Origin of the sequence: Pseudomonas khavaziana (assembly GCF_036704165.1) — a bacterium.
GTDB lineage: Bacteria > Pseudomonadota > Gammaproteobacteria > Pseudomonadales > Pseudomonadaceae > Aquipseudomonas > Aquipseudomonas khavaziana.
Genome location: NZ_CP129946.1, coordinates 3,897,291 through 3,913,776 on the forward strand (window position 1 = coordinate 3,897,291; position 16,486 = coordinate 3,913,776).

The following is a 16,486-nucleotide window of genomic DNA, read 5'->3' on the forward strand; positions in this document are numbered from 1 at the left end:
GCAGAATCCATTGCCCGCTTGTAGGAAACTTCGCCAACTCCTGGCGAGATGCCGCGCAGTCTAGGGGACTGGCATTGCACAAGGCAGGTAAAGTAGTGCCTAATCCGGCCTAACTTCACCGGTAAAAGCACCAGCAAAGACAAGGAAGGTTCATGTTTGTATCGGCTATCGCCTTTGTGGACGGCACGCCCAAGGTGCAACAGATCGTCGAGGCGTTCAGCCAGTCCATCGAAAACGGCGAATGGGCACCGGGCAGCAAGTTGCCGTCGGTGCGTGAATTGACCCAGGTCCTGGGCGTCAGCAAGTTCACCCTCAACGAAGCGCTGGACCGCCTGCGCGGGCGCCACCTGCTCACCTCCAGCCAGGGCCGTGGGTATTTCGTGGCCATGGACAACGCCCGCCCGGCCTCGGTGACCTGGGTCGACCTGTTGCCCCAGGACCTGCTCAGCGTACTGCGCCGCCCCTTGGTCACCGCCAGTGGCGAGCTGCGTCCCGGTGGCGGGCACCTGCCGGAGGAATGGCTCAATGGCGAGGCCATTCGCCAGGCCATGCGCAGCGTGGTGCGCGCGCCGTCGTTGCGCATCGCCGGGTTGGGCACGCCAGCGGGGTTGCTGCCGTTGCGCCAGGCGTTGCAACAGAAGCTGCATGGCGAGGGCTTGTCGGTACCGGTGGAGCAAATCATCACGACGCCCAATACCGTGCAGGGCCTGGACATGCTTATGCGCCTGCTCGCCCGGCCCGGCGACACCGTGCTGCTCGATGCGCCGTGCTACTTCAACTTCCACGCCAACCTGGCGCTGCACGGCGTCAAGGTCGTCACTATCGAGCGCCGCCCCGACGGCTTCGACTTCACCGCCCTCGAAACCTTGCTCGCCGAACACCGCCCCAGCCTGTACCTGACCACCAGCGTGTTACATAACCCCACCGGCCACTCCTTCAGCCCAAGCCAGGCGTTTCGCCTGCTGCAACTGACCCAGCAGTACCACTGCCATATCGTCGAGGATGACCTCTACGGTGACCTGCACCCCAACCCGCCACCGCGCCTGGCCGCCGTCGCCGGACTGGACCAGGTTACCTACCTGTCAGGGTTCTCGAAGATCCTCAGCGCCAACACCCGAGTCAGCTACGTGGTGGCCGCGCCGCAACTGGCCGCCAACCTCACCAACATGAAATTGATGAGCGGCGGCGTGACCTCGGAACTGTTCGAGCAGATCGTCTACCGCATGCTCAGCGAAGGCAGCTACGCCAAGCATCGCAAGCGCATGGTGCAACGCCTGATGGAGGCCGGCGGGCGCGTCGAACAATGGCTCAAGCGTTGCGGCTGCGAACTGCCAATGGCCTATGAAGGCGGGATGTTCATCTGGGCGCGCCTGCCGCCGGGGGTCAACGGTGAACTGCTGGCCCAGGAGGCATTGAAGCGCAGCATGGTGCTCGCGCCCGGCGCGCTGTTTGGCTACGACCCGGCCCATCGCGACTCAATGCGCTTCAATGTGGCCCACAGTGATGAGCCGCGGGTGCAGCGGGTGTTTGAGGCGCTGTTGAGGGGGGCGCCGCGCTGACTTGTTTTGATTCGATCTCTGGGAGCCTCAATGGCATTGAGGCATCGGAAAAACAATAACAACGGTTTCTGCAAGGCGGTTTAAAACCCCACCCCCCGCACCATAAAACTCAGCACAGCCGCAGAATCATTATATCGTCCAACACCACCCCCCCTATAAAGTCTATACAACTGTAACAATAAAACAGTATTCCCCCTTCAACAGCATTTCGCAACATCCACCCTCTGGAACTTATTGCTTTGTTCCGCCACTATTCTTTGCGATAAACCTTAGCAACAGCTGGGCACCAGAGTAAATTCATTTCGAAAAAAACAAACATCATTACGGAGTCATTATGAACGGAATCCCGCCCTCTCCCACTCCGCTACGCCTTTCAGCGGCTCGTGTTTCACAATATGAGCCTGAAGAGGAAACCGACGCTGGTAAAAGTGTAAAAATGTCGCTGGATACTTTTCAGGCCGGAAGAATCATTTCGCGTAACGGCGCTGTATGGGGTGACCAAAACCGCGACGGACACACCACAATTTATTACAAGTTCGGTCAACACAACTATACTGATCAACACGACATAAACACTAATTTTACTGAATCACAAAAAAATGGCCTTCGACTTGCGATGCAAAGTTGGTCTGATATCGCCAACGTTGCCTACAAGGAGAAACCACCAAAAGGAGAATGGGTGGATGACGGCAAATCGGGTAAGGATACCCGGGACGCAGAAGCAACGCTCAGCCTACTCAAACGTGTAAACTCTCACGACCCAGGTGGATACGCTGGTATAGGGACAAGTCATGTTGGCATAACATTTCGCTACGCAGGAGAATCCACACTTCCTAACACCGAGTTTGCTGGCGTAGCCATACATGAACTAGGTCACCATCTGGGCTTACCTCACCCCGGAAATTACAACGGAAGAGGGAGCGACTATGAGAAAGACGCCGCTTACAACGAGGATACTATAGCTCATAGCATCATGAGTTATTTCTCCGAAAAAAATAACGGTTACGACTTTAAAGGGTCCGTTGTACGCACGCCCATGATGGATGACATCAGCGCCAGCCAAAGAATTTACGGTGCAAACTATAATACTCGAAATACAGACACCACCTACGGCTTCAATTCAAACACCGGGCGCGAGGCTCTGACCTTCAAGTCCTCCAGGGACCGTCCGGTACTTTGTATATGGGACGGGGGTGGCAACGATACACTGGACTGTTCCAAATTCGCAGCTGATCAACAGATCAACTTGAACGAGCAGACATTCTCCAATGTGGCAGGCCTGAAAGGTAATATTTCAATCGCCAGGGGCGTCACCCTCGAAAACGCCGTTGGGGGCCATGGTAATGACCAGATTCTGGGCAATGATGCAGATAATCGCCTGACGGGCGGTGTTGGCGCAGACCAACTGACAGGCGGCAAAGGAAAGGACACCTTCATCTATAAGGACATTTCCGACTCGACCCCGGAAAAACCCGATTTGATTACTGACTTTGTCAGCGGCACCGACAGTTTCGACCTGTCCGCTATGCTGAAAAAAAACGGTTTGAAAGACTTGCATTTCGTCAGCCAATTTTCAGGGAGAGCCGGGGAAGCTTTGCTGGACTTCGACGAGGACCGTAATCTAGGTCGCTTGAAGGTGGATCTCAGCGGCAAGGGTCGAGAAAATTTCATGGTCACAACCAACGGCAGAATCTACCCCTCCGATGTATTAAGCACTCCGTCTCTGCATAAAACTGTTGATACATCACCACCACGCTTCACCCCGGACGGAGCCCGAACCGATGGTTATGTACCTCCACCCCCACCACCACCGTTGGTGCTGCCACCCACGGTCAAGTTCATGACAGGCACTCAAGGTAATGATGTACTTCGAGGTGACCATGGGGACAATAACATTACAGGCGGAGCAGGGGCGGACGTATTATTTGGCGGTGCAGGAAAAGACATCTTTATTTATGAAAAAGCCAGCGACTCCAGCGTTAAGCGTCCCGATCAAATACTCGACTTTACAACGGGCATAGACAAAATTGACGTATCCAAAGCGCTCCAGGCCGCAGGCACTGACACACTGATATTTGTGGAAAAGTTTACCGGCCGAATAGGCGAAACGGTTATTCGCTACAATGCAAAAAACAAAGAAAGCAGTCTCGCGGTTGATATGACAGGTAATGGCAAAGCAGATTTGCATATTGTATCCAGGGGTCAAATAAAAGCTGACGACATCATAAGCAAATAGCTCCAACACTTACCTGACTCCACTCACACCTTGGATTATTCTTCAATGACCTTATCGATGAATCTGCCCACCCACGCTCCTCAAACTATTGCCCTTCCAGATTCCAATACACGACCCATAGCTCCATTGGTCAACGGGAAACAATCGCTGTCTACCGAGCAGGCCGCGAATCTACTGATACAGCGGGGATTAAGTGACTTAAACCGAGACGGCACCATCAACATACTCTATGATTTCTTTTCCCCGGCAAAAAGCGAAAATCACACATATCATAGCCCGAGCGCCTTTAACGAAAATCAAAAAGACCACACCCGGCGCGCACTGCAATCATGGGAAGACTTGGCGAATATCCGCTTTACTGAGCGTCCAGAGCCTACAGCTTTGGTTGAAGTCCAACCCGTCACGGAAAAGTACACTCGTTACGACAAACGAATTGTTTTTGCCAATAATGATTTCAACGCGAATACGTGGAACGATGAGGGGTGGAATGCCGTTGGGGCTGTATTAGACAATACAACTGAGGCTCCCGATTATGGCCACGAACACTTTAAACGTGGCTTGTTAACTCGCGCAATTGGCAATGCCATCGGCTTGGGTACTCCACTTCAAATCCCCACCAGAAGCCACATCGACGCAACCGCAAAAACGCTCCCTGGCGACACCGCATTTCACACCAAAGACAACCTTGACTACACGATAATGAGCTCCCATGCGGGTAAAAACTCCCATATTGGCTATGAATCACGTACCTCTTCAATCACCGAGTCGACGTATTTAAAAGCGCGTGAGGAGGTCCGGCCCGCAGCCGCCATGATGCATGACATAGCCGCTGTCCAAAAAATCTATGGCGCCAACTTAGAAACCAGAAACACTGATACTGTTTACGGTTTCAATTCAAATACCGATCGCGACCTTCTCAGCCTTAACTCTGCGAAAGACAAGCCGCTTTTCTGCGTGTGGGACGGGGGTGGTAATGACACCCTGGACTTTTCGGGGTTTTCTCAAAACCAAAAAATCAACCTATATGAACGCTCGTTTTCCGACGTGGGCGGCATGAAAGGCAATGTCTCTATTGCCAGGGGGGTAACGCTGGAAAACGCCATTGGGGGAACAGGCGACGATTTATTGATTGGCAATCACGTCGACAATCGACTCAAGGGCGGCGCCGGCGCGGACACCTTGGAAGGTGGCAATGGCGCGGACACTTTTATTTACGACCATGCCAGCGACTCCGCCCCCGACAACCCCGACCTGATCACAGACTTCAGCAGTGGGACTGACAAAATCGATCTTTCTGGCGTGCTAAAAAGCAGTGGAGCCAGCAATCCGGCTTTTGTTGAAGGCTTTACCAGCAAGGCGGGAGAGATCGTCCTGAATTACGACGCCAAAAGCGGTCGCGGCAGCCTTGCAATAGATTTGACAGGCAACGGCCAAGCCGATCTTTTGATCAAAACCGTGGGCCAGATACACCCCGGGGATGTGCTGGTTTCCTCGCAGCTACAACCTCCTGTAGCTGCGATATCAAGCCAAGAACCGCCGTTGATTCATCCAGCGCCTGCCGGCTTATCAAAAGCGTTTCAACCGAGGCAGATACGCCAGAACATGATGTCGCCCCTCTCGCAAGCTCCGACAGATGACTCGGTTGTAAAGCCTGATAACGTCGCCTATCGATTACTGCCGAATATCGAATTTGGCCCCACTGCAAGTGGTAGTTCGCGCGTGCCAGACACGGACTCGCCGATCACAATACTCTCAGTGAGAAATGGTAACTGGAACCGATACATTGATATGCCAGAGCACCCCAAGGATAACGACCTGGTCGTTATCAATATGACGGCATCGGATGCCACCAAAGTCATATACGACAGCTTGGAGGGTACACAGTATCTTGAGATCAAACCGGGTGAAAAACGTGCACTCAGGTATTCCGAATATACCGATACCTGGCGCCTTGAACCCGCTGGCGACGAGACGCAATGGGTTGGTTCAAAAATTCTGCTTGGCTCTTCCCACCCCCTAATTTCACTGAGTTCGGAGGGAGGGCAAGTATTCGAGAACGGAGCGTGGCAAAACGTACCCAGCCAATGGAGGCCTGAAGCCATATTGCCCAGCGAGGCCATAGACGGTGATGTTTTGACAGTGCATTCAGACTTGAGATTTCCCATCGACATCAAGACATCTGACATCAACGATCCAACCGTATGGCAGTTGACCAAAGGTGACTCCATTGACTTTATCTACAGTGCCAAAACCGAGACATGGGAGATGAGGCGCCCTACTCAACAGTTTTACCGCGCACAGGCACTGGTCAATGGTGTACTGCCTACGCCCGTTTATAAACGAACCTATATTGAAGCAGACGAAAAAAACTGGCGGTCTTCCATTACCCTACCTACCAAAGGACTACGCGAAGGGCAGCAAGTGGTGGTCAAATCAACGGCTGACAAAAACATCAAAATCAATACAAACCAAGTCAGTTATACAATTGGCGCGGGAGAGACGGCTACATTCCGTGCCGATAAGAACGGGCAGTGGACCAGGGAACAGCCACCTTACAGTTACCTGGGACACCTCTATATGAGACAGGGACTGAATCACTTCGCCCGCACGGGCGAGTGGACATGATAAGGACACCGCGTCTACACATCACGCGACTCGTTGCACTTGAATGGGTATCACATCCTTGATCCAGCGGGGGCTGCAGGTGCCGAAGTGCATTGCTACGCGGTATGGCCGCCATCAGGGGCGAGCCCTAATTTCCTTCAGCTAAGAGATGGCGCGGGTAATCGATAACCTGTGGCGCCACTTCTCCTACTGACTGACATTGGGGCACGCCCCCCTCGCACAGCCGGACCGCACGGCATCACTTGAACACTCCTCCCACTTTTCTTGTGCTTAATATCCACCACCGTCCCTGTCTGTACATCTTTGATCGGCGAGAGCAGGTGCGGCGAGATATTCCAACGCTGTCCATTATCAGTGACCACGGTGACGCTCTTGCGGTTGAACTTCATAATCGTTCCAGACAGGCGCCCCACTGCTGGGTGAGTCGAAGCTGCGGTCTGTGTGCAGAGATTCGGCTGCGGCTATAGGCATGGGTATCTACACAACTCTGACGTAGCACCGTCAGTAACCACGATGCGAAGCGAGCCGCTCTTGATCTTGCTCTGCTTTTGATCTCAGGCGCCCCGTTAAACCACGCTGGCCGGAATTCGACAGGGATTTGGGGGGTAAACCGGCAGGGATGTCGGTTTAGCCGCCCCGCGCCATGGATGGCGCGTGGCGGCGGCCCCCCAAATCCATGGCGGATTACGGGCACACCGAGCCTAAGCGAGGTGCCGAGTGGTGGGTCCCCCGGTGTCAGGATAGTTGTCGCCTCTCCTGATTTACCCCCAAAAAAGCATACCGAGGGCGGAAAGAGACAGGTTGTGACGTACTATTCACCCGAACGTAAAGCCACATTGCTTAAGATGTTGCTTCCCCCGCTGAACCTGACGGTAGCCGAAGTTTGTCGCCGTGAAGGGGTCAGCGATGTATCGCTGTATACCTGGCGCAAGATGGCCAGTGTCCAAGGAAGCAAAGTGCCAGAAGATATATCGCTTTCTGATAAATGGTCTGCTGAGGCCCGGTTGACCGCTGTCATTGAAACAGCCAGCCTGACGCAACTTGAATTAGGTGAGTACTGCCGTCGAAACGGCCTTTACCCCGAGCAGATCAATGCTTGGCGTCAAGCCTGTATTAGCGGTCAAGAGGCGGTGCAGATCCAAAAAATGGCTGACCATGAGCAGACGCGTAAAGACAAAAAACGCATCCTGGAGCTGGAGCGCGATCTGCGCCGTAAAGACGCTGCATTGGCCGAAACCGCAGCGTTGTTAGTGCTGCGAAAAAAGCTCAACGATTACTGGGGGACCGACGGCGAGGACAACTGACTTCTTTGCCGGAACGGCAGTTGTTGGTGGGTTGGTTGATTGAAGCCATCGTCGCAGGCGCCCGAAAATTACGCGCTTGCCAAGAGGTTGGACTGTCGCTGCGAACCTTGCAGCGCTGGACTCAGGCGCCAGAGTTACAGGCCGATGCGCGCACCACCACCTTGCGGCCCAAGCCGCGTAATGCGCTGAGTGAAATTGAAAGACAAGCCATCGTAACCCTGTGCAACAGCCCGCTATACGCCCATTTACCTCCCAGCCAGATCGTTCCGCGCCTGGCAGACGAAGCACGGTATCTGGCGTCGGAAGCTACGTTTTATCGCATCTTGCGAGCAGCCGGCCAACAACACCACAGAGGTCGTAGTCGACGACCTCGGCGCGTAGTAATGCCGACAACGCACGCAGCTCAGAGGCCTAATCAGGTGTGGTCGTGGGACATCACGTATCTTCCTTCGCCCATACGCGGTAAGTATTTTTACCTGTATTTGATCGAAGATATTTACAGCCGCAAGGCGGTAGGTTGGGAAGTTTATGATGAAGAAAGTGGTGAAAAAGCTGCTGCGCTGTTGCAACGTAGCGTGATCAATGAGAAGTGCCTGCGTGAGCCCTTGGTATTGCACTCTGATAACGGAGCGCCAATGAAATCGGTGACGCTGTTAAGCAAAATGTATGAGCTGGGTATCACGCCTTCTCGCGGTCGTCCACGTGTAAGCAATGACAACCCGTATTCGGAATCACTGTTTAGAACATTGAAATACTGCCCGCAATGGCCCTTGGAAGGCTTCGCCAGCTTAGACGCTGCACGGACTTGGGTGAGGGATTTTATGCGGTGGTACAACAGCGAACACAGGCACAGCCGGATCCGCTTCGTCACCCCATCAGAGCGCCATGGAGGGAAAGATCATCAGATACTGGCGCTGCGTCATGAGCTGTATGAGCGGGAGCGCCGGAAAAGACCTGAACGGTGGTCAGGACAAACACGTAACTGGGAACCAGTAGGAACGGTGCTGCTGAATCCGGATAGGGAACAGCAGACCGAACAAAAAGCGGCATAGCAGACGGTTGACGCGACAACTACCTTGAAAAACGCCGTGGGTAAGAGCCCTTTGGTTACTTTGGGGCTCTTTTCCAAAGTGACCCGCCGTAAGGGCCAGCCCTTTCAAGGTCTTTGCCTAAATCGCGTCCTACGCCAATTCCAGGCTGAAATTAAGAAATAAACGAGTTGAATTTGGCTCAGCCAGCATCTCTTTTGGTCAAAAAACGATCATGTTTTGGGGCTTTTTCCAAAGACCTTGAAAGGGCTGGCCGTAAGGGCGGAACCAATAGCAGCCGTTACCCAAATAACGGATATGTACTCGATCAAACTCCAACATTCTGGTCGGCTGTCAGGCCGCCATCGGTGGCAAGTCGAATCGTCGCACCGCCCCTCCCACATTTGGATCGCGGTGCATCAGTTAGATAGCTATAAGCTGCCAGGCAGCAAGCTCCCTTGCCAGAGGAGCAGCGGCGTAACAAAGTTGTGTAGATACCCATGCCCCAATGGCGGCCTGACAGCCGACAAGGATGTTGGATCAGACCGGCAGCGGAATCACCCGCAACGGCCGCACCGACTTATAGGAAAAGCTCGAGTAGATCTCCTTGACGCAGGGCAAGGTCTGCAACACTTCGCGGGTAAACTCGCCAAAAGACTCCAGGTCCTTAGCCACCACTTCCAGCAAAAAGTCATAGCGCCCCGACACGTTATGGCAGGCTACGATTTCCGGAATTTCCAACAGCCGCTGCTCGAACGCCCGGGCGATGTCCTGGGTGTGGCTGTCCATCATGATGCTGACAAAGGCCGTCACCCCGTAGCCCAGCGCCTTGGGTGAGAGGATCGCCTGGTAGCCACTGATCACCCCGCTGTCTTCCAGCGCGCGCACCCGCCGCCAGCACGGCGAAGTGGTCAAGGCTACCCGCTCGGCCAGTTCGGCCACGGTCAGGCGAGCGTTGCCTTGCAATGCGTTTAACAGCGCTTTATCAGTGCGATCCAGCTTGATGGGCATGACGTGCCTCTAATCCTTGTTTTTATCGGTGTTTGATCCACAAACGCGGTTTTTCCCTGCATTTTTTGCAAGGTTCGTCTGCGGTTATGAGCATAGCATTGTAGGAAATAAGGAGCGCCCGACATGAACAATAAACACCCCGCATCCGGCTTTTCTACCCGTGCGATTCATCACGGCTATGACCCCAAGGACCACCACGGCGCCCTGGTGCCGCCGATCTACCTGTCGGCCACCTTCGCCTTTCCCACCGCCGAATATGGCGCCGCCTGCTTTGCCGGTGAAGCCAGCGGCCACTTCTACACGCGCATTTCCAACCCGACCTTGGCCGTGCTGGAATCGCGCATGGCCAGCCTGGAAAACGGCGAGGCCGCGGTGGCGTTCAGCTCCGGCATGGGCGCGATTGCCGCGACGTTCTGGACCCTGCTGCGCCCGGGCGATGAGATCATCGTCAGCCAGACCCTCTACGGCTGTACCTTCGCGCTGTTGCACCACGGCATCGGTGAGTTCGGCATCCAGGTGCGGCACGTCGACCTGACTGACCTGGCCGCCCTGCAAGCGGCGCTGTCCCCGGCGACCCGCATGATCTATTGTGAGACCCCAGCCAACCCCAACCTGCGCCTGATCGACATCGCCGCCGTGGCCGAGCTTGCCCACCGCCAGCCGAATATCACCCTGGTGGTGGATAACACCTACTGCACCCCTTACCTGCAACGTCCGCTGGAGTTGGGCGCGGATGTGGTGGTGCACTCGGCCACCAAATACCTCAGCGGCCATGGCGACATCACCGCAGGCATTGCCGTGAGCAGTCATGCCCTGGCGCAGCGCATTCGTCTGCAAGGGCTCAAGGACCTGACCGGTGCCGTGATGTCGCCCCAGGACGCGTCGTTGCTGATGCGCGGCCTCAAGACCCTGGCCCTGCGCATGGACCGCCATTGCAGCAGCGCCCAGGCAGTGGCGGAAGCCTTGCAGGCGCACCCGACCGTGCAATGGGTAACCTACCCCGGCCTGCGGTCTTTCCCGCAGTACGAGCTGGCGAAACGACAGATGAAGCTGCCCGGCGGCATGATTGCCTTTGAACTCAAGGGCGGCATCGAGATGGGCCGGCGCTTCATGAACGCATTGCGCCTGTTCACCCGCGCGGTGAGCCTGGGGGACGCCGAGTCACTGGCCCAACATCCGGCGAGCATGACTCATTCCACCTACACCCCCGAGGAACGGGCGCAGCACGGTATCAGCGAAGGCTTGGTGCGTTTGTCGGTGGGGCTTGAGGATGTCGCGGACCTGCTGGCGGACGTGCACCAGGCCCTGGCCAAGTGCAGCCGCCCCAGCGTGCGCCGTGCCGCAACGGCAGCCCACGTCCTGAGATAACGCCTCATCAGGCGTTATTCTTTCCTACAAGCGATGATCGGACTTATCGATCGTCGTTGTAGGCTTAAATCTGTTTTTTTTCGATTGGATCCCCCTCCCTTCGCCAGCCTGTACTAGCATGGGTTTCGGCGGGAAGCATTATCACTGCGGGTTATTCATATTGGTCACCTCGTTAAACCCCGTCGCTATATGGCTGGATGCCCGCGCTCGATACTCATGGACGAATTGATGAACTCACACCTGTTCCCTCATATAGGCAAGGTCATCGCCAGCACCGGCAGCCGCCATTTCCCACGCATGCTGCATGACCTTATCCTCACTCAATTGGCGGTGGATGCCACCCATATCACCCAACTGCGGGTCAGCAGCGAAGGCCACAGCCGCCGCAAGATCAGCCCGGTGTACACCGACTCGGTGGCTGCCCTGGGGCCTGAGCAACCTGCGGCACAACTGCACCTCACACGGCGCAAGGACGATGTGCGCTATGTGCTGTCGGTGTACCGCTCGCACCAATCCGAGAGTTTTTCCGCCCAGGAGCGCAGCATGCTGCAGGATTTCTCCACGCTGCTGCTGCCCATGGTGGAAAAGCACATCACCGCGATCCAGCCGTGCCGCCAGGACAATGAGTCGCCGGTACCGCAAAACCAGGGCATCGACACCCTGCGCCGACGCATCCAGGAACGCCTGGTGCAATCGGGGCTGAGCCTGTCCAAGCGTGAACTGGAAGTATGCGTGGGCCTGCTGGCCGGCCGCACCGCGCCGGAACTGGCCGAGCAAATGGCGTTGAAGGTCAACACCATCGAAAGCTACCTCAAGCGCGCCGCAATCAAGCTGGGCATCAGCGGGCGGCATTCGTTGTTGCGGTGGATGTACGCCACCGAAGACAGCACAGGCTTCTAATCCGACATCGCTCGAAATGTGAGAGGGGACTTGCTCCCGATGAGCATGAGTACCTACACGAAGCAGCCGACCGTAACCACGATGCGCAGCGAGCCGCTCTTGATCTTGATCTGCTTTTGATCTCAGGCGCCCCGTTAAACCACGCTGGCCGTAATTCGACAGGGATTTGGGGGGTAAACCGGCAGGGATGCCGGTTTAGCGGCCGTCAAGGCGGAACCCATAGAAGCCGTTACCGCAGCAATGGATATGTACTCGGTCTGATCCAACATCCTGGTCGGCCCCAAGGCCGCCATCGGGGGCAAGCCCTAATGCCCGTCAGTTAAGCGGTCATCGCCTTCTGTAGGAGCGAGCTTGCTCGCGAAAAACGTCAACGATAACGCGTATTTGCTGAATGAACGCGGCGCCTGTAAGTTTTTCGCGAGCAAGCTCGCTCCTACAAAAAAGCCTTAACTGACTGGCATTAGGGCTTGCCCCCTCCCACATTCAGTCCTCATTAGCAGGTAGAAATCAGTCCCGGGCCAGCGCCTCGATCGGGTCCAGGCGCGCCGCATTCCGTGCCGGCACAAACCCGAACACAATGCCAATCAACGTCGAGCAGGCAAACGCGGTAATGATCGAGCCCAGCGAAAACACCATTTCCCACTCCTTCACAAACAGCGAAAACAGATAGCCGATGGCGTAGGACAACGAGATCCCGATGATCCCGCCGATCAGGCACACCATCACCGCCTCCACCAGGAACTGCTGGCGAATATCCGACTGACGCGCACCCACCGCCATGCGAATACCAATTTCGCGGGTGCGCTCGGTGACCGACACCAGCATGATATTCATCACGCCAATGCCGCCCACCAGCAACGAAATCACCGCGATCAACGACAACAGCAACGCCAGGGAACGGCTGGTTTTCTGCACCGTCTGCATGATGCTGTCGAGGTTGTTGGTGAAGAAGTCCTTGGTGCCGTGGCGTTGCAGCATGAGCTTGTTGACGTTGTCTTCCACCACCTTGCTTGGCTGGCCGTCCTTGATGCGTACGGTGATGCTGTCCAGGTGGCGCTGGCCCAGCAAGCGCCCCGCCGCCGTTTCGTAAGGCACCCAGACGTTCAGCGCCTTGCTGGCGGCGAACATGTTTTTATTGTCCGCCGTTACACCGATCACCGTGCACGGCAGGTTGCCCACCAGGATCACCTGGCCCAGCGGGTCGATGTTCGGCCCGAACAAACGGTGGCGCGTATTGTGATCGATCACCACCACTTGGGCCTGGCGTCGCGCATCGCTTTCACTGAAGGCGATGCCCGCTTCGAGCTTGAGGCCCTTGACCTTGAAGTAGCGATCGCTGACCCCGTTGACCTGGGCATCGAGGTCGATATTGCCGAAGCGCAGCAGCAGGTTGCGGCCCACCACCGGCGTGGCGCTGTCCACGTAATACAGCTGGTTCAATGCATCCACATCCGAGGGCATGAGGGTCTCGATGGCCGATGCGCGACTGTCACCAAAACTGGTACCTGAAAAGATGTCGATGGTGTTGCTGCCGATGGCCTGGATGTCCTTGAGCACATAGCGCTTGGCCCCTTCACCGATGGCCGAGATCGACACCACCGAGGTGATACCGATGACGATGCCGAGCATGGTCAGCAAGGTGCGCATGCGATGGGAAATCAGCGCGACCCAGGCCATGTTGAAGGCTTCCTTGAACAACCCCAGGCTTGCCACCAGGCGCCGAGCGCCGCTGCGCCTGGGCTCCATCGGCGCCTCGCTGGGCAGCTCCAGGCCGACGCTGTCGTTGGTCTTGTCGCTGATGATCTGGCCGTCACACACCTCGACGATACGCTGGGCATTCGCTGCGACCTTGGGGTCGTGGGTGACAATGATCACCGTGTGCCCGGCCGCATGCAGCTCGGCGAGGATGCGCATCACCTCTTTGCCGCTGTGGGTATCAAGGGCGCCGGTGGGCTCGTCGGCCAGGATCACCTCGCCGCCGTTCATCAAGGCCCGCGCAATACTCACCCGCTGCTGTTGCCCACCGGACAACTGGCTTGGCCGGTGGCTGACGTGGCCTGACAGCCCCAGACGAGCCAGCAACTCACGGGCGCGGCTGTGCCGTTGGCTCTCCGGCGTACCCGCGTAGATCGCCGGCATTTCCACGTTGTGCAACGCGCTCAGGTGGGCGAGCAAATGGTAGCGCTGGAAGATAAAGCCAAAGTAGTCACGCCGCAGCTCCGCCAGTTGCTCATCGCCCAGGGAGCGGGTTTCGGTGCCGTTGATCTTGTAGCTGCCGGCGGTGGCGTAGTCCAGGCCGCCGAGGATGTTCATCAGGGTCGATTTACCCGACCCGGAGGCGCCGATGATCGCGAGCATTTCCCCGGCATGAATGCTCAGGTCGATGCCCTTGAGCGCGATGAATTCGCGCTCGCCGGCCATGAAGCTGCGGGTGATGCCCTTGAGTTCCAGCAGGGGTTGGGTCATGGCTCAGCTCCCCGCCACGGCCGGTGTGGCATCACCGATCACCACCTTGTCGCCCTCGACCAGGCCGTCGAGGATCTGCACCTTGACGTTGTTATTGATGCCGGTCTTGACGTTGCGCGCTATGGCCTTGCCCTTGGCATCCAGCACCCGCACCGAGTAACTGCCATCGGCATTACGCGCCCCCAGTGCCGCCACCGGAACCATCAGCGCAGCTTGGGCGGTGTCGAGCACGATGCGCACCTGGGCGGTCATGGCGATACGCAGGCGGTGGTCGGGGTTGGGCACGTCGAACAACGCATTATAGAACACCGCGGTGTTCTGCTTGGGCGTGCCGGCGGTCTGGGTTTCGAGGAAGTTCTGCGGTGCCGGCTCAGTGCCACGCAGTTTGGCGTAATAGCGCTTATCCGCCTCGCCGAGGATGGTGAAGTACACCTGCTGGCCAGGGCTGATGTGAATCACATCCGCTTCCGAGACCTGGGCCTTGACGGTCATGGTGTCCAGGTCGGCCAGCTTGAGCAGCACCGGCGCCAGCTGGTTGGCGATCACGGTCTGGCCTTCCTGGGTGACGATACCCACCACATCGCCGTCGATGGGCGCATTGATGCGGGTATAGGCCAGGTTGACCTTGGCGGTGTCGATCTGGATGTGCGCGCTTTTGATCTGTGCATCCAGGGACAACAGGTTGGCCTGCTGCACCTGGAAACTTGATTCGGCATCTTCGAAGTCCTGGCGCGACACCGACTCATCCACCTGCAGGCCTTTGTAGCGTTCGTACACCGACTTGGCCTGCCTGAGCTGCGCCGCCGTGGCACGGCGCTGGGCCTGGAGGTTCTCTTCATCGACCTGGGCTTTGCGCAGGGTGTTTTGTAGGATCAGCGGGTCGATTTCGGCGAGCCACTGGCCCTTTTTCACCTTGTCGCCGACTTTGACCTTGAGGGACTTTAATTGGCCCGAGACCTGGGCGCCGACGTCGACTTGCTTGATGCCTTCGAGCAGGCCGGTGGCCAATACCGCGTTTTCGATATCGCCGCGTTCGGCGCTGGCGGTGAGGTATTGGGGAGCGTCGGCGGGGGCCTTTACGGTGTAGATGATCAGGCCGATGGCGACGGCCAACACTGCCAGAAGGCCGATTTTGCGGAATTTAGACGTTTGCATAGTTGGCTTCTTGATTGAGTACAGATCCGTTACTTGGGTAAACGCGGCTTCCAATGTGGGAGGGGGCTTGCTCCCGATGGCGGCCTTGGAGCCGACCAGGATGTTGGATCGGACTGAGTACATATCCATTGTTTGGGTGACGGCCGCTATTGGTTCCGCCCTTACGGCGGGTCACTTTCGAAAAGCGCGAAAGTAACCAAAGCGCTCTTGCCCCACCACTCGGCACCTCGCTTAGGCTCGGTGTGCCCGTAATCCGCCAGGGATTTGGGGGGCCGCCGCCACGCGCCATCCATGGCGCGGGGCGGCTAAACCGGCATCCCTGCCGGTTTACCCCCCAAATCCCTGTCGAATTCCGGCCAGCGTGGTTTAACGGGGCGCCTGAGATCAAAAGCAGAGCAAGATCAAGAGCGGCTCGCTTCGCATCGTGGTTACCGGGGGCAAGCCCCCTCCCACATTTCTTACGGTACCCGGCCTCACCAACCGGTCGGCTATAAGGCCGCCGCGCTTTGCTTTTGATCTGGAATCGCCCCGTTAAACCACGCTGGCCGAACGCAGGTTTTGGAGCGTGGGTAACCCGGCAGGACGCCGGGTTAGCCGCACTGGGCCATGGATGGCCCATTGCGGCGGCCCACGCTCCAAAACCTGCGTTCGGGCACACCGAGCCTGGGCGAGGTGCCGAGTGGTGGGGCGAAGGCCTTTTGGTTACTTTTGGGCCTTTCCAAAAGTGACCCGCTGTAAGAGCGGAACCATAAGTAGCCGTTACCGCAGCAACGGATATGTACCCCGAACGACCACCATCGAGGACAAGCCCCCGCCCACATTCGGACCGGTACA

At 56.9% G+C, this 16,486-nt stretch carries 9 protein-coding genes; 6 read left to right on the forward strand and 3 right to left on the reverse strand.

Features of this window, described 5'->3' with window-relative positions; genetic code table 11:
- The first annotated feature begins 152 nt into the window (after nucleotides 1-152).
- From QYQ93_RS17195 to QYQ93_RS17210, 4 genes are all read left to right on the forward strand, one after another.
- Nucleotides 153-1,559, forward strand: coding sequence for a PLP-dependent aminotransferase family protein (locus QYQ93_RS17195; protein ID WP_338475128.1), 1,407 nt, complete (start codon nucleotides 153-155; stop codon nucleotides 1,557-1,559).
- A gap of 334 nt (nucleotides 1,560-1,893) precedes the next feature.
- Nucleotides 1,894-3,795: a M10 family metallopeptidase C-terminal domain-containing protein gene (locus QYQ93_RS17200; RefSeq protein WP_080889138.1), complete on the forward strand. Its 1,902-nt coding sequence runs from the start codon at nucleotides 1,894-1,896 to the stop codon at nucleotides 3,793-3,795.
- Between the two features lie 57 nt (nucleotides 3,796-3,852).
- Nucleotides 3,853-6,420, forward strand: a complete 2,568-nt coding sequence (locus QYQ93_RS17205; protein ID WP_338475129.1) for a M10 family metallopeptidase C-terminal domain-containing protein — start codon at nucleotides 3,853-3,855, stop codon at nucleotides 6,418-6,420.
- Between the two features lie 803 nt (nucleotides 6,421-7,223).
- Nucleotides 7,224-8,776 (forward strand): IS3 family transposase gene (locus QYQ93_RS17210; RefSeq protein ID WP_124421718.1). Its coding sequence is split into 2 segments (ribosomal slippage): nucleotides 7,224-7,686 and nucleotides 7,686-8,776, totalling 1,554 coding nucleotides; the frame shifts between segments, so codons are not numbered across the junction.
- A gap of 516 nt (nucleotides 8,777-9,292) precedes the next feature.
- On the opposite strand, the gene QYQ93_RS17215 is transcribed toward QYQ93_RS17210, so the two are convergent.
- Nucleotides 9,293-9,763 (reverse strand): Lrp/AsnC family transcriptional regulator, encoded by a 471-nt coding sequence (locus tag QYQ93_RS17215; RefSeq protein ID WP_043051796.1) that lies wholly within the window; start codon nucleotides 9,761-9,763, stop codon nucleotides 9,293-9,295.
- A gap of 123 nt (nucleotides 9,764-9,886) precedes the next feature.
- Here QYQ93_RS17215 and QYQ93_RS17220 point away from each other — a divergent pair, with 123 nt between their 5' ends.
- Nucleotides 9,887-11,131: a methionine gamma-lyase gene (locus QYQ93_RS17220; RefSeq protein ID WP_043051795.1), complete on the forward strand. Its 1,245-nt coding sequence runs from the start codon at nucleotides 9,887-9,889 to the stop codon at nucleotides 11,129-11,131.
- Between the two features lie 228 nt (nucleotides 11,132-11,359).
- Nucleotides 11,360-12,031: a helix-turn-helix transcriptional regulator gene (locus tag QYQ93_RS17225; protein WP_338475130.1), complete on the forward strand. Its 672-nt coding sequence runs from the start codon at nucleotides 11,360-11,362 to the stop codon at nucleotides 12,029-12,031.
- Nucleotides 12,032-12,538: 507 nt separating this feature from the next.
- Here QYQ93_RS17225 and QYQ93_RS17230 read toward each other — a convergent pair.
- Both QYQ93_RS17230 and macA read right to left on the reverse strand, forming a co-directional pair.
- Nucleotides 12,539-14,497 (reverse strand): MacB family efflux pump subunit, encoded by a 1,959-nt coding sequence (locus QYQ93_RS17230; RefSeq protein WP_043051793.1) that lies wholly within the window; start codon nucleotides 14,495-14,497, stop codon nucleotides 12,539-12,541.
- A gap of 3 nt (nucleotides 14,498-14,500) precedes the next feature.
- A complete protein-coding gene (gene macA, locus QYQ93_RS17235) occupies nucleotides 14,501-15,652 on the reverse strand; it encodes a macrolide transporter subunit MacA (protein WP_217882291.1) in 1,152 nt (383 codons plus the stop codon).
- Nucleotides 15,653-16,486 lie beyond the last annotated feature (834 nt).

What these genes read in the sequence shown, in the direction of transcription:
- QYQ93_RS17225 (WP_338475130.1), top strand. Translation starts at nt 11,360, where the DNA reads ATGAACTCACACCTGTTCCCTCATATAGGCAAGGTCATCGCCAGCACC.
- QYQ93_RS17220 (WP_043051795.1), top strand. Translation starts at nt 9,887, where the DNA reads ATGAACAATAAACACCCCGCATCCGGCTTTTCTACCCGTGCGATTCAT.
- QYQ93_RS17195 (WP_338475128.1), top strand. Translation starts at nt 153, where the DNA reads ATGTTTGTATCGGCTATCGCCTTTGTGGACGGCACGCCCAAGGTGCAA.
- QYQ93_RS17215 (WP_043051796.1), bottom strand. Translation starts at nt 9,763, where the DNA reads ATGCCCATCAAGCTGGATCGCACTGATAAAGCGCTGTTAAACGCATTG.
- macA (WP_217882291.1), bottom strand. Translation starts at nt 15,652, where the DNA reads ATGCAAACGTCTAAATTCCGCAAAATCGGCCTTCTGGCAGTGTTGGCC.
- QYQ93_RS17230 (WP_043051793.1), bottom strand. Translation starts at nt 14,497, where the DNA reads ATGACCCAACCCCTGCTGGAACTCAAGGGCATCACCCGCAGCTTCATG.
- QYQ93_RS17205 (WP_338475129.1), top strand. Translation starts at nt 3,853, where the DNA reads ATGAATCTGCCCACCCACGCTCCTCAAACTATTGCCCTTCCAGATTCC.
- QYQ93_RS17200 (WP_080889138.1), top strand. Translation starts at nt 1,894, where the DNA reads ATGAACGGAATCCCGCCCTCTCCCACTCCGCTACGCCTTTCAGCGGCT.